This is a genomic window from Krasilnikovia sp. MM14-A1259 (assembly GCF_047159535.1).
GTDB lineage: Bacteria > Actinomycetota > Actinomycetes > Mycobacteriales > Micromonosporaceae > Actinoplanes.
The window spans coordinates 1-23,517 of record NZ_BAAGAJ010000002.1 but is presented as its reverse complement, the minus strand read 5'-3'; the positions used below and the strand labels follow the sequence as shown (position 1 = coordinate 23,517).

Annotated in this window: 24 protein-coding genes and 1 pseudogene; 10 read left to right on the top strand and 15 right to left on the bottom strand. The window is 69.0% G+C overall.

Going from position 1 to position 23,517, the window contains the following annotated elements:
- Positions 1–10: 10 nt before the first annotated feature.
- Positions 11–1,639, bottom strand: coding sequence for a diguanylate cyclase (locus ACMCNK_RS00550; RefSeq protein ID WP_412734375.1), 1,629 nt, complete (start codon positions 1,637–1,639; stop codon positions 11–13).
- Positions 1,640–1,820: 181 nt separating this feature from the next.
- Here ACMCNK_RS00550 and ACMCNK_RS00545 point away from each other — a divergent pair, with 181 nt between their 5' ends.
- Complete coding sequence (locus ACMCNK_RS00545; RefSeq protein WP_412734374.1) at positions 1,821–3,026, top strand: cytochrome P450; 1,206 nt, start codon at positions 1,821–1,823, stop codon at positions 3,024–3,026.
- A 55-nt stretch (positions 3,027–3,081) separates the two neighbouring features.
- Here ACMCNK_RS00545 and ACMCNK_RS00540 read toward each other — a convergent pair whose 3' ends face one another.
- The 4 genes from ACMCNK_RS00540 to ACMCNK_RS00525 all read right to left on the bottom strand — a co-directional run bounded on the left by ACMCNK_RS00540 (position 3,082) and on the right by ACMCNK_RS00525 (position 9,780).
- Positions 3,082–5,988, bottom strand: coding sequence for an AAA family ATPase (locus ACMCNK_RS00540; protein ID WP_412734373.1), 2,907 nt, complete (start codon positions 5,986–5,988; stop codon positions 3,082–3,084).
- 65 nt (positions 5,989–6,053) lie between these two features.
- A complete protein-coding gene (locus ACMCNK_RS00535) occupies positions 6,054–6,731 on the bottom strand; it encodes a response regulator (RefSeq protein WP_412734372.1) in 678 nt (225 codons plus the stop codon).
- 13 nt (positions 6,732–6,744) lie between these two features.
- Entirely contained in the window at positions 6,745–8,376 is a 1,632-nt protein-coding gene (locus tag ACMCNK_RS00530; protein ID WP_412734371.1) for a histidine kinase, read from the bottom strand.
- 135 nt (positions 8,377–8,511) lie between these two features.
- A complete protein-coding gene (locus ACMCNK_RS00525) occupies positions 8,512–9,780 on the bottom strand; it encodes a hypothetical protein (protein ID WP_412734370.1) in 1,269 nt (422 codons plus the stop codon).
- Between the two features lie 786 nt (positions 9,781–10,566).
- Between ACMCNK_RS00525 and ACMCNK_RS00520 the strand changes: the two genes are divergently transcribed.
- Positions 10,567–10,950, top strand: a complete 384-nt coding sequence (locus tag ACMCNK_RS00520; RefSeq protein WP_412734369.1) for a cysteine dioxygenase — start codon at positions 10,567–10,569, stop codon at positions 10,948–10,950.
- A gap of 109 nt (positions 10,951–11,059) precedes the next feature.
- Here the strand turns inward: ACMCNK_RS00520 and ACMCNK_RS00515 are convergent, their stop codons facing one another.
- On the bottom strand, positions 11,060–11,302 hold the full coding sequence (locus ACMCNK_RS00515; protein WP_412734368.1) for a hypothetical protein: 243 nt from the start codon (positions 11,300–11,302) through the stop codon (positions 11,060–11,062).
- 293 nt (positions 11,303–11,595) lie between these two features.
- Between ACMCNK_RS00515 and ACMCNK_RS00510 the strand changes: the two genes are divergently transcribed.
- Positions 11,596–12,072: a DUF1877 family protein gene (locus ACMCNK_RS00510; protein ID WP_412740722.1), complete on the top strand. Its 477-nt coding sequence runs from the start codon at positions 11,596–11,598 to the stop codon at positions 12,070–12,072.
- Here ACMCNK_RS00510 and ACMCNK_RS00505 read toward each other — a convergent pair.
- The 3 genes and pseudogenes from ACMCNK_RS00505 to ACMCNK_RS00495 form a co-directional block, all read right to left on the bottom strand.
- Positions 12,068–12,267 (bottom strand): annotated as a pseudogene (locus ACMCNK_RS00505) (transposase); the annotation flags it as partial. The gene ACMCNK_RS00510 and the pseudogene ACMCNK_RS00505 sit on opposite strands and share 5 nt — an antisense overlap.
- A 347-nt stretch (positions 12,268–12,614) precedes the next feature.
- Complete coding sequence (locus ACMCNK_RS00500; RefSeq protein WP_412734367.1) at positions 12,615–13,508, bottom strand: IS3 family transposase; 894 nt, start codon at positions 13,506–13,508, stop codon at positions 12,615–12,617.
- On the bottom strand, positions 13,505–13,807 hold the full coding sequence (locus tag ACMCNK_RS00495) for a transposase (protein ID WP_412734366.1): 303 nt from the start codon (positions 13,805–13,807) through the stop codon (positions 13,505–13,507). The genes ACMCNK_RS00500 and ACMCNK_RS00495 overlap by 4 nt, the downstream gene beginning before the upstream one ends.
- A gap of 185 nt (positions 13,808–13,992) precedes the next feature.
- On the opposite strand from ACMCNK_RS00495, the gene ACMCNK_RS00490 reads away from it, so the two are divergent.
- The 3 genes from ACMCNK_RS00490 to ACMCNK_RS00480 are packed head-to-tail and all read left to right on the top strand — an operon-like array spanning position 13,993 to position 15,217.
- The gene (locus ACMCNK_RS00490; RefSeq protein WP_412734365.1) at positions 13,993–14,478 is read left to right on the top strand and encodes a MaoC family dehydratase; all 486 of its coding nucleotides are present in this window, start codon (positions 13,993–13,995) and stop codon (positions 14,476–14,478) included.
- A 16-nt stretch (positions 14,479–14,494) separates the two neighbouring features.
- The gene (locus tag ACMCNK_RS00485; RefSeq protein WP_412734364.1) at positions 14,495–14,761 is read left to right on the top strand and encodes a hypothetical protein; all 267 of its coding nucleotides are present in this window, start codon (positions 14,495–14,497) and stop codon (positions 14,759–14,761) included.
- A gap of 48 nt (positions 14,762–14,809) precedes the next feature.
- Entirely contained in the window at positions 14,810–15,217 is a 408-nt protein-coding gene (locus ACMCNK_RS00480) for an NUDIX hydrolase (protein WP_412734363.1), read from the top strand.
- 96 nt (positions 15,218–15,313) lie between these two features.
- Here the strand turns inward: ACMCNK_RS00480 and ACMCNK_RS00475 are convergent, their stop codons facing one another.
- Entirely contained in the window at positions 15,314–15,952 is a 639-nt protein-coding gene (locus ACMCNK_RS00475) for a TetR/AcrR family transcriptional regulator (RefSeq protein ID WP_412734362.1), read from the bottom strand.
- A 99-nt stretch (positions 15,953–16,051) separates the two neighbouring features.
- On the opposite strand from ACMCNK_RS00475, the gene ACMCNK_RS00470 reads away from it, so the two are divergent.
- Complete coding sequence (locus ACMCNK_RS00470) at positions 16,052–16,639, top strand: NADPH-dependent FMN reductase (protein WP_412734361.1); 588 nt, start codon at positions 16,052–16,054, stop codon at positions 16,637–16,639.
- On the top strand, positions 16,636–17,775 hold the full coding sequence (locus ACMCNK_RS00465; RefSeq protein ID WP_412734360.1) for an erythromycin esterase family protein: 1,140 nt from the start codon (positions 16,636–16,638) through the stop codon (positions 17,773–17,775). Before ACMCNK_RS00470 ends, ACMCNK_RS00465 begins: the two co-directional genes overlap by 4 nt.
- Positions 17,776–18,079: 304 nt before the next feature.
- Here the strand turns inward: ACMCNK_RS00465 and ACMCNK_RS00460 are convergent, their stop codons facing one another.
- From ACMCNK_RS00460 to ACMCNK_RS00450, 3 genes are read right to left on the bottom strand one after another with little or no spacing between them, the layout of a single operon-like run.
- Positions 18,080–18,637, bottom strand: a complete 558-nt coding sequence (locus ACMCNK_RS00460) for an AAA family ATPase (protein WP_412734359.1) — start codon at positions 18,635–18,637, stop codon at positions 18,080–18,082.
- A gap of 2 nt (positions 18,638–18,639) precedes the next feature.
- Positions 18,640–19,110, bottom strand: coding sequence for a hypothetical protein (locus ACMCNK_RS00455; protein WP_412734358.1), 471 nt, complete (start codon positions 19,108–19,110; stop codon positions 18,640–18,642).
- Positions 19,107–19,640: an AAA family ATPase gene (locus ACMCNK_RS00450; RefSeq protein WP_412734357.1), complete on the bottom strand. Its 534-nt coding sequence runs from the start codon at positions 19,638–19,640 to the stop codon at positions 19,107–19,109. Before ACMCNK_RS00450 ends, ACMCNK_RS00455 begins: the two co-directional genes overlap by 4 nt.
- Positions 19,641–19,819: 179 nt before the next feature.
- Here ACMCNK_RS00450 and ACMCNK_RS00445 point away from each other — a divergent pair, with 179 nt between their 5' ends.
- On the top strand, positions 19,820–20,257 hold the full coding sequence (locus tag ACMCNK_RS00445) for a hypothetical protein (RefSeq protein WP_412734356.1): 438 nt from the start codon (positions 19,820–19,822) through the stop codon (positions 20,255–20,257).
- A 103-nt stretch (positions 20,258–20,360) separates the two neighbouring features.
- On the opposite strand, the gene ACMCNK_RS00440 is transcribed toward ACMCNK_RS00445, so the two are convergent.
- Both ACMCNK_RS00440 and ACMCNK_RS00435 read right to left on the bottom strand, forming a co-directional pair.
- On the bottom strand, positions 20,361–21,551 hold the full coding sequence (locus ACMCNK_RS00440; protein WP_412734355.1) for an MFS transporter: 1,191 nt from the start codon (positions 21,549–21,551) through the stop codon (positions 20,361–20,363).
- Positions 21,552–21,625: 74 nt separating this feature from the next.
- Positions 21,626–22,090 carry an HIT family protein gene (locus ACMCNK_RS00435; protein WP_412734354.1) on the bottom strand — a complete coding sequence of 155 codons (465 nt, stop codon included), beginning with the start codon at positions 22,088–22,090 and terminating at the stop codon, positions 21,626–21,628.
- Positions 22,091–22,210: 120 nt separating this feature from the next.
- Between ACMCNK_RS00435 and eis the strand changes: the two genes are divergently transcribed.
- A complete protein-coding gene (gene eis, locus ACMCNK_RS00430) occupies positions 22,211–23,401 on the top strand; it encodes an enhanced intracellular survival protein Eis (protein WP_412734353.1) in 1,191 nt (396 codons plus the stop codon).
- The last annotated feature ends 116 nt before the right edge of the window (positions 23,402–23,517 follow it).

Here is a 23,517-nt window from a genome sequence, read left to right as displayed (position 1 = left end):
GAGGGTCCACTCAGGACTCTCCCGGGATTCCGTGTGTTCCGGGTGCGTCACGGTCGCGGTAGGCGCGGCGCCGGCGCTCCGGCTCCTGCCCGGCCACGACGCGGTTGCGCCCGGCATGTTTGGCCGCGTAGAGGTTGCGGTCCGCAGTGGACAGTAAGGAGGACGGGCTGCGCGGGTCCGTTTCGCCGACACCGGCGACGCCGATGCTGACGGTGACCGGCAGCGCGCGGGTGGTGTCGTGCCAGTCGTGCTCGCTGATGGTGCGCCGGATCCGATCCAGCTGCCGGACGGCCAGGGTGATCGGGGTGGCGGGCAGCACGAGGAGGAATTCCTCACCACCGAGCCGGGCGGTGAACCCTTCCGGGGCCACGGCGGCCAGTTCGGTCTCCAGGAGCTTCGCGACCTGGACGAGAACCTGATCGCCGGTGTCGTGGGAGAGCTGGTCGTTGATCCGTTTGAAGTGGTCGATGTCGACGATCGCCACGCTCAGGTCCGGGTCGGCGGAGATGAGGGCGGGTAGTTCCTCGTCGACGTAGCGACGATTGCGCAGCCCGGTGAGCGGGTCGCGGCGGGCCTGCTCGCGGAAACGGTCGGCGTCCTCCCGCGCTTCGGCGGTCTCGAACCTCGCGTGCCGGGTCAGTGCGCCGTCCTGTTCCTGCCGCGCGAGCGCGTTCGCCCGCGCGGCGAAGGAAAGCTTCAGCGCCGCGAACGCCTCGGCATGCTCCCCACGGGCGGCGTGCAGTTCGGCTTGTTCCTGGTGCACCCGGGCCAGGACCGCGTGCAGGTCGGATTCGAGGCACAGTACGCGGGAGGCGTCCAGGCTCGCCTGGGCGTGGTCGATGGCGCCGAGACCGCGCTGGGCGCGGGCCAGGGTGAGCAGGTAGTCGGCCAGATCGTCGGCGACGTCGCTCTGCCCGGCTTCGCGGCGGGCGATGCACGCCAGCATCGTCTGCTCCGCCTGGGCGTACTCGCCGTTCTCGATCTGGATCACGCCGATCGTGTCCAGCTCGGTGGCGTGCAGATCGAAGCCGTGCGCCGCGGCGTGCTCCTGCATCCGGCCGGCGATCTCGCGGGCCCGCAGGAAGTCCGCGGCGTCGTACTCGGCGTACGCCCAGTTGTTGAGCACCATGGTGAGCCGCTCCCACTGCTGCAGTTCCCGGGCCAGCGCCTCGGCCTGGCGGAATCGCAGCCGGGCCGCATCCATCTCACCGTTGAGCGCGAGCGCGTCGGCCAGCCTGGTCCGGTGCAGGATCTGCATGTACGGGGTGGCGGTCTCGTCGAGCAGTTCCACCGCACTCAGCGCGTGCTGCAGGAACTTTGCCGCGTTACCGGACAGCTGCTCGATGTTCGCCCACGCCAGATGGACGCGGGCCTGCAGCCGGCGATCGCCGTGCCGCAGCGCCCAATCGTGGACGCTGTAGATCCGCCGCGCGGCCGCAGGGACGTCGCCGGTCCGCTGCAGCATGATGATCTGGCAGAGGTGGGCACGAGCGCGAAGGCCCTCGTCGCCCAGGGCGGCAGCCTGACGTTCCCACTCCACCGCCGCGGCGTAGCCGGCCTCGGCGTCCCCCGTGAACCGGTCCTCCAATGCCAGCAGGGCAGCCGAAAGCTCCTCGGCGCCGGTCGCGCTGCCATCCAACGAAACCACCCCCGGTCCGGCACCGCCCAGGGCGCCACGGTGAGCCCGTCCTTGAGCCTGTCTCAGCAGGCGACCCGGTGCGGGCGAAATCGGTCACTGCGGGTATCGCCGACGCACCCGTGCGGATACGGTGACGGCAGCATCCATCCATGTCTTTCTATTGGTTCCGTCAGGAGCACCGATGACGAGCACCCCGATCGTGGACCTGCCGTTCCTCGACATCACCGCCCCGGACTTCCGGTTCGACTCCCCGGCGGTCGCCGCCGCACGCGAAGCGAGCTGGTGCGCGACCACACCCATGGGCCTCATCGTGCTGCGGTACGCCGAGATGCATCAACTGCTCCGCGACCCACGGCTCGCGCAGAACGGGCAACGCTTCCTCGACCTCATGGGCATCTCGGACGGGCCGCTGCGCGACTGGTTCGTACCGATGATCCTGCACCGGCAGGGAACGGACCACCTGCGGCTGCGGCGGCTGGTGAGCAAGGCGTTCGCACCGCGCATGATCGAAGACCTGCGGCCCTTCATGCGCGACGTCGCGGCGGAGCTGACCGGAACGCTCGCGGAGCGCGACGTGTGCGAGTTCATGGCGGATTTCGCCGACCCGATGCCGGTGCGGGTGATGTCCGCGCTGCTCGGTGTCCCGGCAGACGATTACGACCTGTTCCGGCGCTGGTCGACGGATGTCGGGCTGGTGTTCAGCTTCACTCTGCCGCAGGTGCGCGCCCGGGTGGAGGAGGCCGTTGTCGGGCTGCACGCGTACGTGGACTCGCTGATCGAGCAGCGCCGCACCGATCCGCGCGAAGACCTCCTGTCGGCGCTGATCGCCGCCGAGGAAAGCGGGGACCGCCTGAGCACGCCGGACCTGCGCAACCTCGCGGTGACCCTCGTGTTCGCCGGGCACGACACCACGCGCAACCAGCTCGGCCTGGCCCTGGCGACCTTCGCCGCGTACCCCGACCAGTGGCGGCTGCTGGGTGCGCGTCCGGAACTCGTGCCACAGGCGGTGGAGGAGGTCATGCGCTGGGCACCGTCGGTGCCGACCAACTTCCGGTTCGCGGTGGAGGACTTCGACCTGCACGGCGTCCACATTCCCGCGGGGACGTTCCTGATGCTCGGGACGCAGGCGACCAGCCGCGACCCTCGCGTGCTGCGCGACGGCGACCGTTTCGACATCACCCTCCCCCGCGAGACGCAGCACCTGACCTTCGGCGGTGGCCCGCACTTCTGCCTCGGAGCCGCGACCGCCCGCGCCGAGATCGCCGAGTCGCTGATCGCGCTCACGGGCCGGCTGGGGCCACCGTCGATCACCGGTCCCGTGCCGTGGCGACCGCCCACCGCACTCTACGGGCCCGAGAGCCTGCCACTCCGGTTCGCCCGCCGCTGACCATCGCCACGGTCGCCGCGGGCGTGGGCCATTCCTGGTTCTGCGTACGGCCGCGTCAGCGGTGGAGCAGCCCCAGGTCTGTCGCGCGCAGCACCGCAGACATGCGGTCGGCCGTCCCCAGCTTTCGGTACAGATGCTCGAGATGTTTGTGGACGGTACGCGGCGAGATCGACAGCCGGTGTGCGATCGCGTCCGCGGTGATGCCCTTGGCGAGCAACGCCAGCACCATCGACTCACGTCGCGTCAGGTCCGCCGGCGGCGCATCGTCGGCGTCGAGGTGCCGGCGGAGCTGTGCGGCCTCGGCGTGCAGGGCCCGGGCGCCGCAGCGCTCCCCGGCCAGCTCGGCGCGGGCCAGTGCGTCGTGGGCTTCCGTGCGGTCGCCGATCCGCGCGGCGTACCCGCCCGCCAGCAGCCACGCGCGGCCCGCCTCGAAATGCAGGCCGCTCGCCGCGAGCTGCGCGGCGGCCGTCCTGGCCCGCACGGCCGCGTCCGCGGGCCGCGCGACGCCCATTGCGTACGCCGCGGCCAGCGCGGCGAGGCCCGGTCCGACCCCGTGACCGGGATCGGGAACGCCGTCGGCCAGGTCGGCCCAGTGCTGCGCCCGGCCGGCGTTCCCCCGGCGGGCCGCCTCCTCCGCCAGTACGGTGCAGGCGATCAACCGGTTGTGCGGGAACAGCCGCACGAGGTCCGGGCCCCCCGCCGCCTCCAGCTCCGCCCGTCCGGCTTCGACGTCACCGGCGCTGATTCGCGCGAAGCCCAGCATCGCGCGCGCGGTGACGGTCCAACTCCGGCTTTCGTCCGCGGCCGCCACGGCCTGCCGGCCGACCCGGACCGCGTCGTCGTGGTCGCCGCTGCACCGCAGCGTCCAGCAGTGGCTGAGCAGCGTCACCGCCAGGCCGTCCGACGCGCCGAGCAGCCGGGCCAGGTCGGCACCCTCGACCGCGGCGGCCGACGCCTCAGCCAGCCGCCCCACCCGCGCCAGGACGAACGACTTCGCCGCCAGCACGTACGGCAGCAGAAGACTCTGACCCGAGTCCGTCGCGACCTGTGCGCACCGGTCCAGGTGGCGCAGCGACTCGGGAAGTCCGGCGGTGTACAACTGCGCCCAGCACAACGACACGAACACCTCGATCTGGCGCGCGATCCGCTCGTCGGGCAGTGCATCGAGCAGTGCGGTGCCCAGGCCGGCCGTGGGCGTCGCGGGGCCGTCGGGCGCCGCCGGGCCGGGGTCCGCGACGCCCATCATCGACCACAATGCGCGGGCGATCACGGCTTCCGGCTGCCCGTCCGCAGCATGCAACACCCGCCTGAGGTACTGCTGCGCAGCGTCGAGTTCGTCCTGCATGATCGCGTACAACCCGAGCTTCAGTTGCAGCGCGACCGCCTCCGGCGCGGCGAGGTCGGGCCGGAGAGCGAGCTCGGCCGCGAGCAGCGCGCGTGCGGCATCCGTACGCCCGCGCGTCCGGTCCAGAAGCGCGCTGTACACGACGCAGTCGATCCGCCCGGCGGCGGTCGGCGGCAGCAACGCGAGGAGTCCACGCATGGTCTCGCGGGACTCGTGGAGCCGGCCCGCCGCCCCCTGCCGGTACGCAAGCTCGCGGAGCAGCTCGGCGCGGGACGGCACACCGTCGGGTTCCCCGCCGCCGGCGGCGGTCCGAGAGTCGGGCAGCAGCCGCAAAGCGGCATCCAACCAGGCCACCGCCGAGGCCGGCGCCCGCGCGCCGGCCGAGTCGGCCGCCCGCACCAGCGTACGAATGGCGGACACGTCGCCGAACGCGGCCGACCTGGCGACGTGCGGCGCCTGATCCTCGGCCGGTGCACCCGCTCGCGCGAGATACGCCGCCGCCCGGGCGTGCGCGCCGACCCGCCAGCCCGCGGCGGCCGAATGATGGATCACCTTCCGTACGAGCGGATGCCGGAAGCAGAACCGGATGCCGGTGGCGTCGGGCCGCACCAGATCACGGGCGACCAGGTCGTCGAGCGCGCACAGCACGTCGTACACATCGGTCTGTGCCACCGCGCCCACCAAGGCCGGTTCGAACTCGTCTCCCGCGACCGCGGCCGCCTGCACGGCCCGCCGCGCGACCGGGGCGAGTGCCGCGACCTCGGCGGACAACGCCGCCCACACCCGGCGCGGCAACGCACCGGGCTCCGCGTGGTCATCGCCCGCGTCGACCACCGCCCCGCTGTCGTCGCTGTGCCGCAGCGCCTGCAGGTACAACGGGTTGCCGCCGCTGATCCGGTACCACCGGTCCGACGTCCTCCGGCTAAGGTCCCGGCCCAGCAGCTCCGTCGCCTCGCCGCGCGACAGCGGACGCGGTCGCACGTGATGCACCCGGTCGCCGCGGGTCTCGGCAAGGGCGCCGGCCAGCCGCGCCGGCACCTGGGCGGGCCGGTAACCCAACGCGATCACGATGCGCCCGGACGGCGGCTGCCGGACGAGGTGCTCGAGCAGTTCGACCGAGGTCGGATCGGCCCAGTGCACGTCATCCAGGACGAGCACGAGACCGGCCGGTTCGGCGAGGACCTCCAGCAGGCAACGCAACGCGCGGAAACCGTGATACCGGGTCAGCCGGACATCGCCGGTCACCTCGGTACCCGTCACGTGCCCGGGCAGCAGGTCGGCGAGCTGGGCCAGGTCCGTGGCGGCCAGCCGTTGCCGCAGCCACGCCCCCCGCTCCTGCAGGATTGCGCCCAGGGCGTGGACGACGACGGCGAGCGGGATCTCCTGCTCGAACTCCGTGGCGCGACCGCACAGCGCGAGGTGCCCGGCGCCGCCGGCGAGGTCGGTGAGCTCGCTCAGCAACCGGGTCTTGCCGATGCCCGGCTCGCCCACCACGTCCACGATCTGGGCGGTGCCCCCGTCAGCCAGCGCCAGAGCCGAGCGCAGAAGCGACGTCTCCTCCTGCCGCCCGACGAACGGCTCCCCCGCCCCCCGATCCGGTTCATGCCGTGCCCCCATGCCGGAACACTATCGTCCGACATCAATTCCATGATCGCGTGGACCGGGTGTCCGGGAACATCGTCTCATCTGCCCGGCCGCAGGCCGGCGTCGCGGGCGAGGATGGCGGCCTGGACCCGATTGGCGCAGCGGAGCTTCGTCAAGATGTGCCGCACGTGCGTCTTGACGGTGCCTTCACCCATGTAGAGCCGCTTCCCGGCCTCCGCGTTCGACAATCCGAGGCCGATCATGCCCAGGACGTCACGCTCGCGTCCGGTCAGCTGGTTCACCAGGTGGCGGGCTTCGGCGATCTGGCTTGCGCTGGTGACGACGTACCGGTCGATCAACTCCCGGGTGATCCGCGGCGAGAGAATGGCATGCCCTTCGGCAGCGGCGCGGACGGCGTGGATGAGTTCCTCCGGGCCGGTGTCCTTGAGCAGGAATCCCGCGGCTCCTGCCAGCAGGGCCCGTGCCACGTACTCGTCCTCGCCGAACGTCGTCAACATCAGGACCTGCACCGACGGGGCGCGGGCGGACAGTTGCTCGGCCGCGGTGAGGCCGTCCATCTCGGGCATCCGTACGTCCATGAGCACCACATCGATGTCGTGGCGAGCCACGAGGTCGACGGCCTCCGCTCCGGTGCCCGCCTCGGCGACCACCTCCAGGTCATCGGCGTGACCCAGGACCAGGCGCAGACCGGCACGGACCAGCGCCTCGTCGTCGGCGAGCAGGATCCGGACCGGTCGGACGGCAGCGTTGGTCATACAGATGTCAGCCTCACGAACCTGTGGTGATGGGGAACTCGTCCTTGACGACCAGGCGGTCGCCCTGGAAGCAGTACCGGATGATCCGCCCGACGTCGTCCCACTGCTGGGCGTACACGCACGCCGCCCCGGCCGGCGGGCGCGTCTCGATCGCCTTGGCGGCCAGCCGGGCAACCGGATCGTCCTCGCCGATGGCCGACATCACGTCGGCTTGGGTCATGCCGATGCGGACGGGTTCCTCCGGCGAATCGTACGGGTCGGTGCCCGGCACCAGGATCGATGCCGCGTCGAGCACGACCGAGACGAGCGCGGGTACGCCGAGCAAACCCGCGGCCAGAACCGCCGCGACGCCACGGGCATCCCGGAGCCGTCGCAGCCCGCCGCGGGCGTGCCGAGGGCCGAGGAACGGCGGCGCGGTCCTGCCCGGGTTCCCCGCCGGCAGGGCTTCCTCCGGTCCGCCGGTCACGGGAACGTCCGTCAGGGGAAGTTCGGCCCGCACCTGAAAACCGCCGTCGGGCGTCGGTCCGGCGGCGAAATCCCCGTTAAGCAGACGCACCCGCTCCTGCACGCCAACCAGGCCACGCCGGGTGCCCCGGACCGCGGGTGCCGGCGCCGACGGCCGGCCGTTGCCGATCAGGATCCGGATCCGGTCGCGACTGCGATCGATCTGCACGGTCGCCGCGGCCCCGGGCGCATGCCGATGAATGTTCGTCAGGCTCTCCCGCACCAACCGGTGCGCCGCCTGCCGGACGGGCAGGGCGACACCGCTGAGATCGTCCCCGTGCCAGGTCAGGTCGACCGGCACCCCTGCCGAGCGTGATTCGTCCACCAACCGGGCCAGGTCGGCCTGAGTGCCGGTCTCCTGCACTGGCCGCAGTTGCGCCTCCACCGGCTCTGCGGCGCGCAGGATGCCCAGCGACGTACGCAGCTCCCGCATCGCCGACTGCACCGTGCTACGGATCAGGCGGGCCTGGTCGGCTCCGGCGGGGGCCTGCTGTGCCGTGGCGAGCTCCAGCGCGCCGGCGTGCAGGGCGATGAGACTCAGCCGGTGACCGAGCTCGTCGTGCATCTCCTGAGCGATGCGGGAGCGTTCCTGCAGTCGTGCCGCCGAATGCGCCAGCCGGTAGTTCTCCTCGAGGTAATGGGCGCGCTCGCGTAGGGCACCGACAAGCCGATCCGCCTTGCCCAGCAACAGCTGCACGCCGACCGGTAGTCCAAGGCAGACGATCAGAGCCACGGCGTGACCGACAGCGACGATCGACCAGCCGTACTGGGCGGAGGCAAAGGCCGCGCCGAAGTCGGCGACGACGGCCAAGCCGAATGCGGCCAGCCGGCGTGTCGGCCGGGATTCCGCGGCGGCCCGGAATGCAGTGAGCGCCAACAGGCAGCCGGACACCGGCCAGACACCGAACAGTCCGGCGGCACCGACGAGGGACACCGACGGATATTTCGCGCCGAGAAGCACCAGAACGACTGCACCGCTCATGGGCGCCCAGATCAGGGGCGATTCGGGCGCACATTCGATGAACGTCCATGCCGGGTCGGACGACAGCCGCGCCGACCCCCAGATGATTGCGGCGAGCAGAACGCCCAGACCCAGCTCACGCGCGACCGCCGGACCGCGTTGAGCCAGTATCCGCCTCACGCCAGTCAATACGGGAGCAGCCGGTTCGATGGTTCATCCGACATGACCATCGTTGCCTGTTGACCGTACGCGGATCGGGCCGCCGGATACCGCCGGGCGAACCGCCCGGCGGTATCCGGCCCCTGACGCCGCCCGTTATCGGCGACCCGCATCAATGTCAGGGGAGGTGACATTGCGCAGACCGTCGGTGTCCGCGGCTCGTTCAAGATCATCCATCGTCTGCGCCGCGCCGGCGGAGTCGGTACGGTTCCCGCTTCCCGCCTGACTGCCCTGGTTCTGGCTACCATGGTTGTTGCCCTGGCCATTGTTCCCGGCGTTCTGGGCGCCATTGTTCTGGTTTCGGTTGTTCTGGGACTGGCCGTTGCAGCGACGCTGGCCGTTCTGGTTCTGGCCGTTCTGGTTCTGGCCGTTCTGGTTCTGGCCGTTCTGGTTCTGGCCGTTCTGGTTCTGGCCGTTCTGGTTCTGGCCGTTCTGGTTCTGGCCGTTCTGGTTCTGGCCGTTCTGGTTCTGGCCGTTCTGGTTCTGGCCGTTCTGGTTCTGGCCGTTCTGGTTCTGGCCGTTCTGGTTCTGGCCGTTCTGGTTCTGGCCGTTCTGGTTCTGGCCGTTCTGGTTCTGGCCGTTCTGGTTCTGGCCGTTCTGGTTCTGGCCGTTCTGGTTCTGGCCGTTCTGGTTCTGGCCGTTCTGGTTCTGGCCGTTCTGGTTCTGGCCGTTCTGGTTCTGGCCGTTCTGGTTCTGGCCGTTCTGGTTCTGGCCGTTCTGGTTCTGGCCGTTCTGGTTCTGGGCCACCGCCTGGCGGGCCTGACGCAGCGCGCGGAGGGCCGCGGCCCGCTCGCTCCGGAACCGCGCGATTGCCGCCTGGGCCGCGGCCTTGGTGTTCTGAACCGCCTGCTGAGCCGCCGCGTCACCCGGGTTCGCCGCAGCGTTGCGCTGCGCCTTCCGGAAGGCTTGCACTGCCGCCTGCGCCTGAGCCCGAGCCGCACGGAACCGCTTCAACTGCGCGAAGAAGGCCTGCCGCGCCGCGTTCGCGCGTTGCCGCGCCTGGTCGTTGCCCTGCCCTTGATTTTGTCCCGCGTTGCCACGCTGGTTCCCGTTGCCCTGCTGGTCGTTCCCATTGCCCTTCTGATTGTTGCCTCCGCCTTGCTGATTGTTCCCGTTGCCCTGGTTGGCCCCCGTGGCCTGCCCGCGCTGCCCGCCGGCACCGCCCTGTCCAGCTTGGGCACCCTGGTTGTTGCGGGCGCCCGCGCCGTTCGCGCCGACCGGCCGGAGGACGCAGTTGTTCCGCCCGGCACCACCGTTCTCTCCCGCAGAGCTGATTGCCGGAATGCTGGCTACTGCCCCGGTAGCCGCCGCGACGGCCACGATGACGGCAATCTTGATTGGCTTTCTCGTCCTGCCTGTGCGCATGGTTTCACATCCCTCACACTTGGCTTGATTTGCATTGCCACTGGCCGGTTATACGGCCGACGCCAAACGTTTGGTTCAACGATCTGCAAATCTTTTTTTTGACACCAGAAATATGTGGAACGCCACATGCCCCGAACCGATCGGCACGGGGATCATCAGTATTCGGGAATGCCCAATGATCAGGACCAAGAAATGGGCGCAGTTTCGGTATGCGCGGGGCAAGTCATCCACGAGGAGGATGGCAGATGCCGCGACACCACTCATCTATCCGATGACTCGACTGCCTCTCCCATTCGGTAGAGCACCGGCCACCCGACATGACCACAGGTCGGACATCGGCGGTCGCAGGCGCAGCCCACGCCCTGCGACATGCGGAACACGAGCGACCAGTCGCCACGAACATCGGCGCAGGCTGGGCCCCCGCCGGGAACCCAAATCTCCCCCCAATGGCATAGGGGTCCGGGCCGACAGGTAGAGGAAGGCACCAAACTCCGCGAGCATCCTCGTTGCAGACCGGTCGGCCGAGACCCGGGATCGATCAACCCGAAGCTCTCGCCGCCGGGCGGGTCACAGAGTCGCGCGATCCCTGTCCGTGGGACCGAGGATCACGTCACTTGGCGCGGAATCGAAAGGATGGGCGACGGTGCAGGAGACCAGTGAAAAGGGTCGCAGCAGGAAGAACATGAACGGTTCCGCCGGTCCGGACATCGTCGCCCTGGCCGGAACAGAACCCCGGGATTTCGGGAACGCAGATGACCGACGTGGAACCGGGCCCAGGGGGCGGCGATGACATCGGCGTCCCGGATTGACTGCCTGGCGATCGCCCATAGGTTCGCTGCGGAGCCGTACGAGTGGCCGGTCGCACCACGGTTTCGTCCCGGGAGGCGCTGGTCGGTTCGACTCGTCGACCTCCCCGAGTACGAGGTGTGGCTGACGACCTGGCTTCCGGGGCAGGGAACTCATTTCCACGCGCATGATGGAGCCGGCGCCGTGCATGTCATGCGCGGCGAGTTGGTCGAGCTGGTCCAGCCGCACGACGACGGTGAACCTGCCGCCATTCACCAGCTTCGGTCAGGATTCGGTCGTCTGCTCACGCCTGGGCGACATCGCATCGTCAACCAGCGTCCGTTCGTGGCCGTCAGCGTCCACGTACTCGCCGGCTTGGCGTGAGTTCCGGCCACGCTCGCCGTGCTCAGCACCACCGACAAGAGCGAAGTACTGCGAAGCGGACCAGCTCGAACGTCGAGCAGTGGATGCAACGCAGCACAAGACCGAAGTCCTATCCTTCGCAGCCCGGCTTTCCAGCGCCGCCACGCTCGGCGGACCCGGTCGAAGCCTGCTGCTCGGAGGCAGCCTGCGCCCCGGCACGCCGGTAGGTGCCCAGCCAGAGGAGACCCGCGACGATCGAACCCTGGATCACGCCGAGCCAGAAGGGCCGGCCGAACGCGAACTCGACGACACCAAGGACCGGAATCACGGCCGCCGTCACGGCGACACGCCACCAGAGCTTCCCCGCGCGCATCCGTAGCCTCCGTCAGGTCCCGACCTGCCGGCATCCTAATGTGGTCGGTCCTGTGGCTTCGTTCGTGAGAGCCGAATTGCGACCGCGATTGCTCGTCGGTGTCGACACAGCGGCCACCTGCCTCGGGCCGGTCCGACCAGAACCTGCCCGCCGCTGGCACCCGGCCAGGCCAGGGAAGGTACGGTTCTGGCGCATCGCCGCCCGGGGCAACGACCGGCCGCGGTCATCCTGGTGACGACGTGAGGAACCCGGTGGGCATCTGGACGTGGCTGGCCCGAATTCCCGCAGACGGAATGACGGTGATCGCCGCCAGCCCGGACCCGGCCAGGCGGGCAATCGACATCTTCTGGGACGACGATTCCGAGATCCGCCCGACCGAGCAGATCCACACCCATCGGGCCTGGCACACGCTGCACGTCCTGCTCACCGGGCAGGAGAGCGGTGGGCAGCCGCCCGCCACCTACGTCGTTGAGGACGGCAGCGTCCGGCTGGAGTGGAGCAGCGGGGCCGGCACCATGACGCTGCTGGCTCCCGCCGATGTCGTCGCGGTGGCGGCGTACCTCGACGCGGTGCCGTTCGGTGAGCTGCTCGCTACACGGCTGCCGAGGATGAGGACCGACGGCGACCTCTGCGTGTACTCGTTCGCCAGCTGGGATCCCGGCCCGGATACGCCCGAAGCCAGCCCGCTATGGGAGGTTTTCGACGAGTTGAAGCGCTTCTACCAAGCTGCCGCAAACGCAGGCGAGGCCGTCATCAAGAATCGCGGCTGAGCGCGTCATACAAGGCGCCGTGGCCACGTCGGTGCTCCGGTGCGAGGGAACTGGCCCGTCGGTGCACAACAGCGCCTCGGTCAGCTCGAACAACGCGTTCGCCCGCCGGCTCAGGCCTCGGTAGAACTGTTCACGGAAACCCGCCAGCACATCGAGTGTCTCCGGTTGGCCCGCCATGACTGACACAACGAGCATCGATACGGCCCGGACGCGGCTGGCGCAGCCCCGTCACCACACACCGGACCGGGTTACGCCGAGTCACAGCCGCCACGGCGCGGGGCCGTCCGACGAGTACACGGATTTGCCGAGGAGCGGATGCGCTCGGCCAGGTGTCCGTTGCCAACGAAGTTTGTCCGCGTCATTGGATCATGTTCCAGACGGGATCCTTGCCATCGAAGCTTGTCCGCGAAGGGGGCAGCGGCGCGCCTCGCGCCGCCCTGGACACCCTGCTCAGGAAGGTCGCTCCTGGCGTAGTCCAGCCGATTGCGTTGATCAATGGGCTTGACCCGTTTCAGCGGACAGGGTCGATGTGTTGATCTTATCTAGGCGGCCTGGGCTGCTGGTTGATGGCAGTGGGTCGCTTCGTATTCGGCGGGGCTGAGGTAGCCGAGGGTCGAGTGCCGGCGGCGGGTGTTGTACCAGCCTTCGACGTATTCGAAGATTGCTTGTCGGGCTGCGGCGTGGGTGGGCCACGGCTGTCGGTGCAGCAGCTCGGTCTTGATGGTGGCGAAGAACGACTCGGCGACCGCGTTGTCCCAGCATTGCCCTCGCCTGCTGTTCGAGAGCCGTACCTCGTGCCGTGCGGCGAGGCGGGCATGCTGAGCGCTGGTGTATTGGCAGCCGCGGTCGGCGTGGAACACCAGCCCACGGGCGGGTCGACGCCGGGTCAGGGCGTCGGTCAGGGCGGCGTCGACGAGGTCGGTCTTGAGGTGGTCGGCGACGGCCCAGCCCACGACCCGGCGTGAGGCCAGATCGATGACGGTGGCCAGATACAGCCAGCCCTGCCACGTGTTGATGTAGGTGATGTCGCCGCACCAGCGGCTATCTATCGCGGCCGGGTCGGTGGCGAAGTCGCGTTGCACCAGGTCGGGCCGGGCTGCCGCGGCCGGATCCGCGATGGTGGTGGTCCGCCACCGGCGCGGACATCTGCCCCGGATTCCAGCGGTGCGCATCAGCCGGGCGACGCGTTTACGGCCGTGCCGTAGCCCGTGGGCGGCGAGCTCGGCGTGGACCCGCGGCGCTCCGTACGTGCCCCGAGATTGGGCGTGCACGACGGTGATCTTCTCGACCAGTACCTGGTCGACGCGGTCCCGGTCGCTCTGCTGGTCGCTGGTGTGCTGGTAGTAGGCGGACCGGGAGACCTGCATCAGCTCGCACGCACGCTTGACGTTGTGCTTGCCGGCCTGCTCCGCCTCGATGAACGGGTACACGTTCACCGGGTCTCGTTGGCGAAGAAAGCCGTGGCCCGCTTGAGAATGTCAACGTCCTCGCGCAACCTACGGTTCTCCCGCCGCAGCGCGGCGAGTTCGGCCCGCTCATCCGAGGTCAGCCCGTCAGTGCGGGCCCCGGTGTCGAGGTCAGCCTGCTTGACCCAGTCCCGCACCGCGGTCTCGGTCAGATCGAAATCCTGACTGACCTGCCGAATCGTGCGGTCCCCGCGCTGACACAACTCGACGATCTCGGCCTTGAACTCCGGCGTGAACGACCGACGAGGCCGAGGCCGTTTCTTACCCATGCTCTCCATGATGCTGGACATCCTCCCGGAGCCGACCAGGCTCCTGATCTCGGATGTCCGTCAAAGCGGGGCAGGCCCACAACCGTGCATCCAGTCCCTCCCTCGGTCTGATCCAAGGCGAGCCGATGCCGGTCGATTCTGCTCATTCGCCTGTGTTGCACCGCACCGGTGGAAGGATCGCGCCGATGCGCGAGACTGGCGGCATGAAGATCTTCGGTAGTGCCGATGAGCTCCGCGCCGCCGCAGGCACCAGTCTCGGCACGAGCGAGTGGCTGACCATCGATCAGGATCGCATCGACCTCTTCGCAAAAGCCACCGACGACTACCAGTGGATCCATGTCGATCAAGCCAGGGCCGCGGACGGGCCGTTCGGGTCGACGATTGCCCACGGTTACCTGACCTTGGCGCTCCTGCCACGCTTCGCATGGGAGACCTACCGCCTCGAAGGCGCGGTCGCGGCGGTCAATTACGGATCTAATCGCGTACGTTTCGTGCACCCGGTGCGAGTGGGATCCCGAATCCGCTGCACCACCCACCTCGACGGCGTCTCCGACGCCGGCGATGCACTGCAGGTGACCACCACCCAGAAGGTCACCGTCGAGGTGGACGCGCGGGAACGTTTGGCCTGCATCGCCGAGGTCATCAGCCGTGTCACCTTCGGCACGCCCTGATCCTCATGGTGGCCGGGTGACGTCCGCTGAACAGGGTGGCTCGGCCGTCGCCGCCTCGAGCCGCCGCGCCGAAACCATCCCCTTCAGCCTCGACCCGCCCGCTCAGCAGCCGATCGTTTCAACCCAGCGGACAGAGTTCGATGGCACAAACCCTCACGGGAACAAAGTTCGCTGGAACGAGGGACACACCTCGATGGCAAAGGACACCAGGGAGCGTGACGTCGTCTTCGGCATGCTGGCTTCGGTCGTGGGAACGGGGCTCTGGCGCGAAAAGCGTGATTGATCATCACTGCGGGCCAGCCGTAGGGTCGGGGTTGTGTCAGCCTCAGTTGTGACCGCGGCGACGTGGGTCTGCATCCGTCACCGACGGCTGCTTGTCGTGCGGCCGCACGGCCAAGATGTGTACTTCCTCCCCGGTGGCGTGCCGGAGCCTGGCGAAACGCTGGAGGAAGCCACGGTCCGTGAGGTCGCCGAGGAAGTCGGCATCGATCTGCACACGGACGATCTGACGCTGCTCACTGAGATCGTCACCGCCGCGTACGGCCGACCAGATACCGACGTCCGGCTCGTCTGCTTCACTGGCCCGAGTGACGCAGCGCCGGTAGCGATCGGCGAGATCGCGGAAGTGGCATGGTTCACCGCCCTAGACGCAGGTCGATGTGCCTCCGCGATCCAGATGTTGATCGCCCGCCTGGTGGAACTGGACCTCATGGATGAGCCAATGCCGAACCCGTCCTGACTCGGCAGCGTCGCGGGAGTCATCGTCGGGCATCGATCACGCTTCTCGCGCCAGAACCGGGAACCGAGACAGTCCCTGCGCCGTGTCCGTTAGGGGTCAGCGCATGGCCTGGCGCTCGTAACCGTGCAGGAAGGCCTGCACTCCAGCGGTGATCATCGCTTTGGTCTCACGCTGGTCGTGCAGGTCATCAGGGTCGATGAGATTGTCGGCGGAGATGAGCAGCATCAGATGCCCCGCCGCGCGGGTGGGGTCGTCCATCGTCAGCTCAGCGTGCTCGGCGATGCGACACAGGCGTTGGGCCAGCTCGTGGCGGGTGCGCTCCGGGCCGGTTCGCCGCCAGAGCTGCAGTGCGGCGGCGGGGACATGCTCCTTCTCGGCATTGATCTGGCGGATGAGCGCGAAATGCGGGGCCAGGTCGGAGGTGAGGACGCCGAGCCAGGCCACCCCGAAGTCGATCAGGTCCGATTCGAGGTTGACAACTTTGCTGAGGTGGCGGTCGATGATGTCGACCATCGTGCTCGCGACACGCTCAGTGCTGTCGTGGATCACGGCCTGGAACAGGTCGGCCTTGTCGGTGAAGTGGTTGTAGATGGTGCGGTTGGAAACGCCCGCCTCGGTGGCGATCGCGTCCAGGCTGGCGCGGGTGTAGCCGTCGCGGGCGAAGAGTCTCAGCGCTCCGGCCAGGATGGCCCGACGCTTGTCGGGCTGACCCACGACCTTCTTTCCGCCAGTCACGGCGATCAACTCTAGTCCGTTGCACCGGAGCTTGCATCAACTACACCGATCGCAGTAGTGTCTACACCGATCGGTGTAATTGATTCCTGGGGAGTAGTCATGGTTCAGATCGGTATCGTCGTCGGCAGCACGCGTCCCGGCCGCCGCGGTCGCCTCGTCGCCGAATGGGTCGCCGCGGAGGCGGCGCGGGAACATCCTGCGGTGGGATTCGACATCGTCGATCTGGCCGACTTTGCTCTGCCGATGCTCGACGAGCCGCAACCGGCTCTGTTCGGCCGATACGGCAACGCGCATACCGTCCACTGGGCCCAGACCGTCGCCCGCTTCGACGGCTTCGTGTTCGTGACACCGGAGTACAACCATTCGATCCCAGCCGCGCTGAAGAACGCTCTGGACTTCCTCTACGCCGAATGGAACAACAAGGCGGCCGGCTTCGTCGGCTACGGCCTGCACGGCGCCGCGCGCGCGATCGAGCACCTACGGCTCATCCTGGCCGAACTGCGGGTCGCCACCGTCCGCACGCAGGTGGCGTTGTCACTGCACCATGACTTCACGTTCTCCGACGCCACCGAACCGGGCGAGTTCGAACCCGGCCCTCACCAGCGCCAGACCCTCACGGCCATGCTGGACGACGTGGTGGTCTGGTCGCGTGCACTGACCCCGGTTCGCGTCGGGACCGCGGCATGACCAGCTTGGCCGACCCACTGTCCAACGGGGCGCTCGACAAGCTGGCGGACGCGATCGGCGCCGGCGCGACGATCGCCGGGCTCGGCGAGTCCACCAGATTCGCCCACCAAACCTTCGGAGTACGCGAGCAACTCTTCCGCCGTCTGGCCCGGCGGCATGGCTTCCGGGCGCTCGCCGTGCAGGACGACGCCCGCGCCGCCGCGGCGCTCGACACGTACGTCACCGGCGCAGCCGGAACCGCCGCAGCGGCACTGGCCGACGCCTGGCGCCCATGGCGTACCGCGGAGATGGCCACGGCACTCGACTGGATCCGCTCCTTTAACCACGATCATCCGGACCGCTCGATCCGGATTTTCGGTGTGAAGCCCGCCCAGGCACGACCCGCGGACTACGACACCGTGCTCGACCACGTTCGTGACGCTGCCCCACGCCGGTTGGCTGTGCTCGCCGCCCACCTAGAACCCATCCGCACCGCACACCAGACCGACGAACACGTACAACGCGCGCGCGGCACCCACCCGGGCCGACCCTTCGCCGAACACGCCCGCGACGCGCTCGCCATCGTCGAACAACTACCGGACCAGGACATCTTGCCGCTGATGCGCCGCATCGCCGACTTCCACGAACGCAGCGTCGCGGGACGCGACGACTACGCAGGAGACGCCCGCACCTGGGCCGCAGCGATTGCCAGCCACCAGCGGCGGACCGGCGTCCGCGTAGCCTATTGGGACAGCATCGCGCACACCACGGCAACGCCGGTGACCCTCGGCATGGCACCCACGCACGGCCCTCAACTCACCGTCGGCACCGTGCTGCGCGAGCAGTACGGCCCCGGATACGTCGCCGCGGCAATCGGCTTCCACCACGGCGACCTCGGCATCGCCGCCGTCCCCGCACCGGCGCCGGACTGGCTCGACGCCCGACTCGGCGCAGCAGCCCAGTCAGCACTCTGGCTCGATCTGCGAACCCCCGACCTCCACCGCTACTGGAACGCACCCGCGACGGTCCGCGTGATCAGCGGCATCTACGACCCCGCCCGAGACGCCGTCGAACACCTCACCGTCGACAACCTACCCGCAGCCCTGGACATACTCGTCCACCTGCGGCAGGTAACACCCGTGCACCCGTTGCCCTGACACCTGGCTTGAACAGGTGCACGGACATGCCACAGAGAACGCGCGCTTGGTCTCGTCTCTGCCCACGTCCCGGCGCGCCGGCCGACACTCGCTGCAGTCGCCGTTGCTGACGCAGCGGACTGCTCCGAAGCGACGACAGGTCGTAGCTGGAGGTTAAAGCACAAGGTAAGTGCCTGTCTCGCCACGCCAAGATCAATTCAGGGGCCCGCTTTACTCTCGGCCGCGAAGCGCCGAAGAGCCGTTGACAGTCCGATCCGGTCCCTCCAAAGCACCTACGGCATGCGACAGAGTCCGCTACGTAGTCCTACGGCGTACAAACCGGAGCTCGCCAGGCCGCTTCGGAGATCAGGAGATCAGCGGTCTCATCCTCGCGGAGGCCGGAGGTATCGAACCACCAGCCACTGCCGCCGAGTTCGTTGCGCATCTGCGCGTCCAGTTCGCCGTATCCGTCGAAGTCGAACCTGTCCGCGGGATCCCGCACGCGGTTGCGGTGACGGCAGACGTCGATGCCTGGCGCCAGGACGACCAGGAACACAGGACGCGGGGTGAGCAGCTTCACGAACCGCTCAAGTTCGGTGCGCTGCGAGATCACCCCGTCGATCAGCGGGGTGAAGCCGGCATCGAAGAAGTGGGCAGCCAGCGAGCACAGGTTACGGTGCGTCAACTCGGTTTGACGGGCGGCTTCGTCGGCCGGCTCTTCGAAGAACTTCACCCGTCCGCTGAGGACCATCTCGCCGACCGTGTCGCCGTCGACGCGGGCCGCGCGGGACAGGCGTTGGGCGACCAGCCGGGACACCGTCGACTTCCCGGCCCCGGGCATCCCGGTGATGAGCAGAATGCCCAGGGCCCTCAGATCAGACACCGTCAGAGCCCCAGATCCCGGAACGGCCAGTTACCGGCCGCCGCCCTGATCTGCTCGGCGACCGTGTCGCCGTCGACCCCGGTGATGTCCAGGTGCAGATCCGCCGCGGCGTCATCGGGCAGGTCGTTCACCGTCTCGGCGGTGTCGGTGCGGCAGGTGGTGACCGCAGCCCCGGGGATGGCGTCGCTGAGGGCGTCGGTGACCCCCGTGACCCCGGTCGCGGTGAACGCGACCAGGCACCGAACACCGGCGGCCTGATACGCCGGCCATTGCGCGGCCAGCAGCTTGATCTTCAGCTGGTGATTGCCGGGGTCATGCTGCGGCGCCGGCTCGAAGACACCGAGATATTCCAGATCGACGTAGGCGGTCTTGACCCCCGCCTGTGACGTCTGCATCAACAGCTCCCACCCCACCCAGGACTTGCCGTCGCCGGCGGTCGGGTCGTGCAGCCACAGAATCGGCACGGCGCTCACGCGATCACCGGCCAACGTCCGGCAGCATCCAGGATCCGCTCGGCCGACTCACCCACCGACAGCCCGCCGGTATCGACCCGCACGTCGGTGAAATCGTTGTGGTCCAAGTCCTTTCCTTCCTCGATCAGATCGTCGATCCAGGCCACCGACCGGCCGTTGCGTTCCATGATCCGAGCACGGTGGTCGGCCTCGCCCAGGCTGAGCTGGCACACCGTCAGCTCAGCGCCCGCGATGTTGTGGACATAGAGGGCCAGCTGACCGGCGTGCTCGACACCGCCGGCCAGCAGCAGACACTGCGCCCCAGCGGCGTGCAGGACCGACCACAACGCGGCGAGATTGCGCGCCTTGAGACGGTGGTGTTCCGGATCGTCAGCGCTCTCCGGACGGCACAGCCCAATCATGTCGGTATCCACGAGCGCGGCCTTGACACCTGAGCTGCCAAGCCGGGCCGCGATCTCGCGGGCAACCGTGGTCTTGCCGACCCCGGACGGGCCAAACAGCCACAAAACGGGAACACGTGGAGAACTCATCAAACTCCTCGGAGACATGCTGGCGCACGCAGCAGCCTCGGGGCTGCACTGCGGGGAAGAAGAAGGAACGACTCGCGGGCACACCCATGAGACGCACGGCCCCACCCAAACGGGCTGCAGGCGTCCACACGTCAGGCCTCACGCGATTCAGATCATGGGCACATGCTGAAGGACCGCACATGTGGCCGTCAACCGGTTTCCAGAGCTCAACAAGCGAGGCCAAGGACCAAGCGACTGCCAAAGCGCCGCTGCGTAATGGCGATGCGCGCCGAGGAGATCCGCCGGACGATGATCTTCATGGCCGAGCGAGTGATGTTCGTACAGTGAAAACCGGGCACGACACCGACAAAGGACCCGCTTGGATCAGCCGTGTGCGCTTCAACAAGAGCTGGAAGACGGCCTACTGGCGCGACAAGACCCTCCGCCGCTGGCCGGGCATGTTCGACGCCAACTTCTACGACGTCGAAACGCACGAGGAATACTGGCTTTCCGGGCCGCGCCGTGACCAGGCCGACACGCGCTACAGCAACATCCGACCCGAGATCGACGATGATGTCCGTGACGTATACGAGGCGTTCCTCCGCGGGGCACCCCTGCCGGGTCGAGAGCGTGGCTAGCTCCCAGCGCTCGGTCGTTCATGGCCCGCTCCAAGCCCGCCCGCTCAAGGTTTGAACGGCACCCCAAGGGGTTGTTGCTTCCAGAGCCCGGTGTCGGAAGGAACTACGGTGCGGGTTCGGGCGCGGCGTGCGGCGCCTGTTCCTGCGCCGGGGTGGCGATCAGTCCGGAACGCCAGGCGAGTACGCCGGCTCCGATGGCGGCGGCGGCGCACGCGGGCCACAGCGCTGCGGGGGCGACGCTGTAGATGAATGCGCCGACAGGTGGGGCGAGCATGCTGCCGCTGGTCGCTGCCCCGGTGTAGAGCCCCTGGTACTGGCCGACCAGATGCGGCGGGGCGGCGTCCAGTACGTGCGCGGTGGCGGTCGTCTTGTAGAGGATCTCCCCCACCGTGAGCACGATCATCGCGGCGATGGCCAGCCATACGGCGGTGCCGAGGCCGAACAGCGCGAAGCCGAGTCCGACGAGGGTGTATCCGGCACCGATGATGCTCAGCGCGGGCAGCCTGCGGAGCGCCATCGTCGCGGGGATCTCCAGGATGAGGATCATCCCGGAGCCCAGGGCGATGAGTGCCGCGTAGAGGCCGACGGGCTGCCCGTGGTCGCGGAGGTACACCGGCAGGGTCGAGTAGAGCTGCCGGTAGACGATGTCCACGACCACGATCGCCGGCAGCAGGATCAGCAGGGCGCGGTCCGCGCGTACGCTGCGCCACAGGCCGTGGGCCCGGACGCCGCGCGGGGCCGGCGGCGCCTCGGTGGGCAGCAACCGCGCGGTCGCCGCCCGCACCAGCAGGGTGACGATGCCGTCGATGACGAAGAGCCAGGTGAAGTTGTACGCAGAGAGCAGCGCGCCCAGCGGTGGCCCGATGACGCAGCCGGCGTTGAATGCCGCCCGGGTGACCGCCACCGAACGCCGGCGGTCACCGGCGGGCACGGCGAGGGCGACCAGCGCGCCCTGCGACACTCCCGCGGTCGCGCCGGCGTAGCCCAGCAGCGGCATGCCCACCGCGAGAACCGCCGACGGCAGCCATGGGACGGCCAGGGTGCCCAGCCCGACGAAAGCCGACGCGACCAGTAGTGTCCGGCGGTGTCCGAAGTGGTCGCCGAACCGGCCGCCGGTGAAGTTGCCGACCAGCATGCCCGCGCCCAGACCACCGCTGATCAGACCCGCGTAGCCGATCGACAGGTGCCGTGGGCCGGTGAGGTACAGAAACAGGTAGAAGGACATGAAAGTGCCGGCGGCATTGACGAAACGTCCGGCGGCGAGGGTCCAGACGATGCGGGGAATGTCACGCACGCATACTCCTTCTCAGCCCCCTGTGAGAGACAGCACCGAACCTCCGCCTCCGCCGAACCGCCAGCCGTTGTTCCTCACGCGTCGGCGAGGTGGCTGGTGATCGCGGCGCGCAGCCCGTCGTGTTGCGGGCCGAGGGCTGTCGTGGGATCACGCCAGTTCTCCGGCGGGTAGAGCCAGACGGGCATGCCGACCAGACTCGACGGTTCCCACTCGTATCGAGGCCAGATGTGCGCGTGCAGGTAGGGATCGGTGTTGCCGAGGATCTCGAGGTTCACTCGGCGAAATGCCGGATCGCGCTCGGCGCAGGCGCGCTCGACGGCCTCGCCCAGCCGGTCCATGCTGTCCAGGAACGCTGATCGGGCCGATCGCTGAAGATCGCTCAGGCGCTGCACCTGCGGGTCATCGGCAAGCAGCAGGCAGTATCCGGGCAGCCACTGCACGTCTCCGATGACCGCGAATCCGCCCGGCAGATGTGCCAGCACGGTGGGATTCTCGCCGCGGAGGGCGGAGCCGATCCGATCGTTACGCCAGTCGGTCATGGCCCCATGCTGCCCGTGGACCACATCAAGATCAATGCCGAGCTGCACGCGCCCTCCGAATTGCGGGACGCGTGGGGGGACAGGCGTCCGATAACCGGGGCTGCTGGCAGGATGTCTGGTGTGACGTACCAGGTAAGGCTGCTCGGGCCGCAGGATCAGCAGCTCGCGTGGGACCTCGGGAGCCTCGCGTTCGGGTACCACGAGCAACCCATGCCGGAAGGCTGGACCTCAGACTCCCCCGGCCGGCGGACGCTCGGTGTCTTCGACCCGGCCGGGCGGATCGTCGCCAAGGCGGTGGACCGCGAGCAGGGCCAGTGGTTCGGCGGCCGGATCGTGCCGACCAGCGGCGTGGCCAGCGTGGCCACCTCGCCCGAGCTGCGTGGGCGGGGCCTGGGCCGGCTCGTGCTGACCCAGCTGCTGCAGGGCGCCCGGGAACGGGGCGCGGTGATCAGCACGCTGTTCGACACCACCCCGGCACCGTATCGGGCACTGGGCTGGGAGGAGGTCGGCGCGCTGGTCTACCACACGGCGCCGACCCGGGTGCTGGCCGAAATTCGCCCCGATGCCCACACGACACTGCGGCCGGCGACCGAGGCCGACATCCCGGCCGTCGGCGAGATCTACCGCGAGGCGGCGCGGGCCAGCACCGCCATGATGGAGCGTTCCGGGCCCATCTTCGGGGCGACCCCGGCGCAGCAGCTGGCCGACTACCACGGCTACACCGTCGCCGTTGACGACAGCGGCACCATCGTCGGGTACGCCAGGTGGGACCGCGGTCCCGGCTACGACGCGACCGGCAAGCTCACCGTGGACGATCTGATCGGGCTGACGCCCGAGGCGACGCGTACGCTGCTGGCGATGCTCGGCGGCTGGGCCAGCGTCGCGCCGACCACCGTGATCCGTTTGGGCGCCGCCGATCCGGTGTGGTCGCTGCTGGCACGCGGTGACGCCAAACCCGAGTCCACGCAGCCGTGGATGCTGCGTGTCGTCGACGCGCCCGGCGCGGTCGCTGCCCGTGGCTGGCCGCGGCACCTGACCGGCGAGGTCGACCTGGAGCTGACCGACGACGTCTGCCCGTGGCACCAGGGCCGCCACCGGCTGGTGCTCTCCGGCGGGGACGGCCGGCTGGAGCCCGGCGGCGCGGGCACCGTCCGGCTGACGCCGCGCGGTCTGGCTTCCTGGTTCGCGGGCGCGGCGACGCCGCAACAGCTACGCCGCAGCGGCTTCCTGACCGGCGGAGACGATGACACCGACGAGTTGCTGCGCACCGCGGCCACCGGCCCTGCGCCGACACTGCACGACTACTTCTGAGAACTGACCTTCAGCCTGCTCGACGGCTTGTCTGCAGGAACGGGTCACCCGGGCAAGGCGACGAATCCACCGGGTGACCCGCTCCCACATCTTCTATCGCTGCTGCCGGCCAGACG

Excerpts from the sequence above, each read along its gene's own strand:
- ACMCNK_RS00545 (WP_412734374.1), top strand. The coding sequence starts at position 1,821 with ATGACGAGCACCCCGATCGTGGACCTGCCGTTCCTCGACATCACCGCC.
- ACMCNK_RS00540 (WP_412734373.1), bottom strand. The coding sequence starts at position 5,988 with ATGGGGGCACGGCATGAACCGGATCGGGGGGCGGGGGAGCCGTTCGTC.
- ACMCNK_RS00535 (WP_412734372.1), bottom strand. The coding sequence starts at position 6,731 with ATGACCAACGCTGCCGTCCGACCGGTCCGGATCCTGCTCGCCGACGAC.
- ACMCNK_RS00525 (WP_412734370.1), bottom strand. The coding sequence starts at position 9,780 with ATGCGCACAGGCAGGACGAGAAAGCCAATCAAGATTGCCGTCATCGTG.
- ACMCNK_RS00520 (WP_412734369.1), top strand. The coding sequence starts at position 10,567 with ATGACATCGGCGTCCCGGATTGACTGCCTGGCGATCGCCCATAGGTTC.
- ACMCNK_RS00515 (WP_412734368.1), bottom strand. The coding sequence starts at position 11,302 with ATGCGCGCGGGGAAGCTCTGGTGGCGTGTCGCCGTGACGGCGGCCGTG.
- ACMCNK_RS00510 (WP_412740722.1), top strand. The coding sequence starts at position 11,596 with ATGACGGTGATCGCCGCCAGCCCGGACCCGGCCAGGCGGGCAATCGAC.
- ACMCNK_RS00495 (WP_412734366.1), bottom strand. The coding sequence starts at position 13,807 with ATGGGTAAGAAACGGCCTCGGCCTCGTCGGTCGTTCACGCCGGAGTTC.
- ACMCNK_RS00490 (WP_412734365.1), top strand. The coding sequence starts at position 13,993 with ATGCGCGAGACTGGCGGCATGAAGATCTTCGGTAGTGCCGATGAGCTC.
- ACMCNK_RS00470 (WP_412734361.1), top strand. The coding sequence starts at position 16,052 with ATGGTTCAGATCGGTATCGTCGTCGGCAGCACGCGTCCCGGCCGCCGC.
- ACMCNK_RS00465 (WP_412734360.1), top strand. The coding sequence starts at position 16,636 with ATGACCAGCTTGGCCGACCCACTGTCCAACGGGGCGCTCGACAAGCTG.
- ACMCNK_RS00450 (WP_412734357.1), bottom strand. The coding sequence starts at position 19,640 with ATGAGTTCTCCACGTGTTCCCGTTTTGTGGCTGTTTGGCCCGTCCGGG.
- ACMCNK_RS00445 (WP_412734356.1), top strand. The coding sequence starts at position 19,820 with ATGTGGCCGTCAACCGGTTTCCAGAGCTCAACAAGCGAGGCCAAGGAC.
- ACMCNK_RS00435 (WP_412734354.1), bottom strand. The coding sequence starts at position 22,090 with ATGACCGACTGGCGTAACGATCGGATCGGCTCCGCCCTCCGCGGCGAG.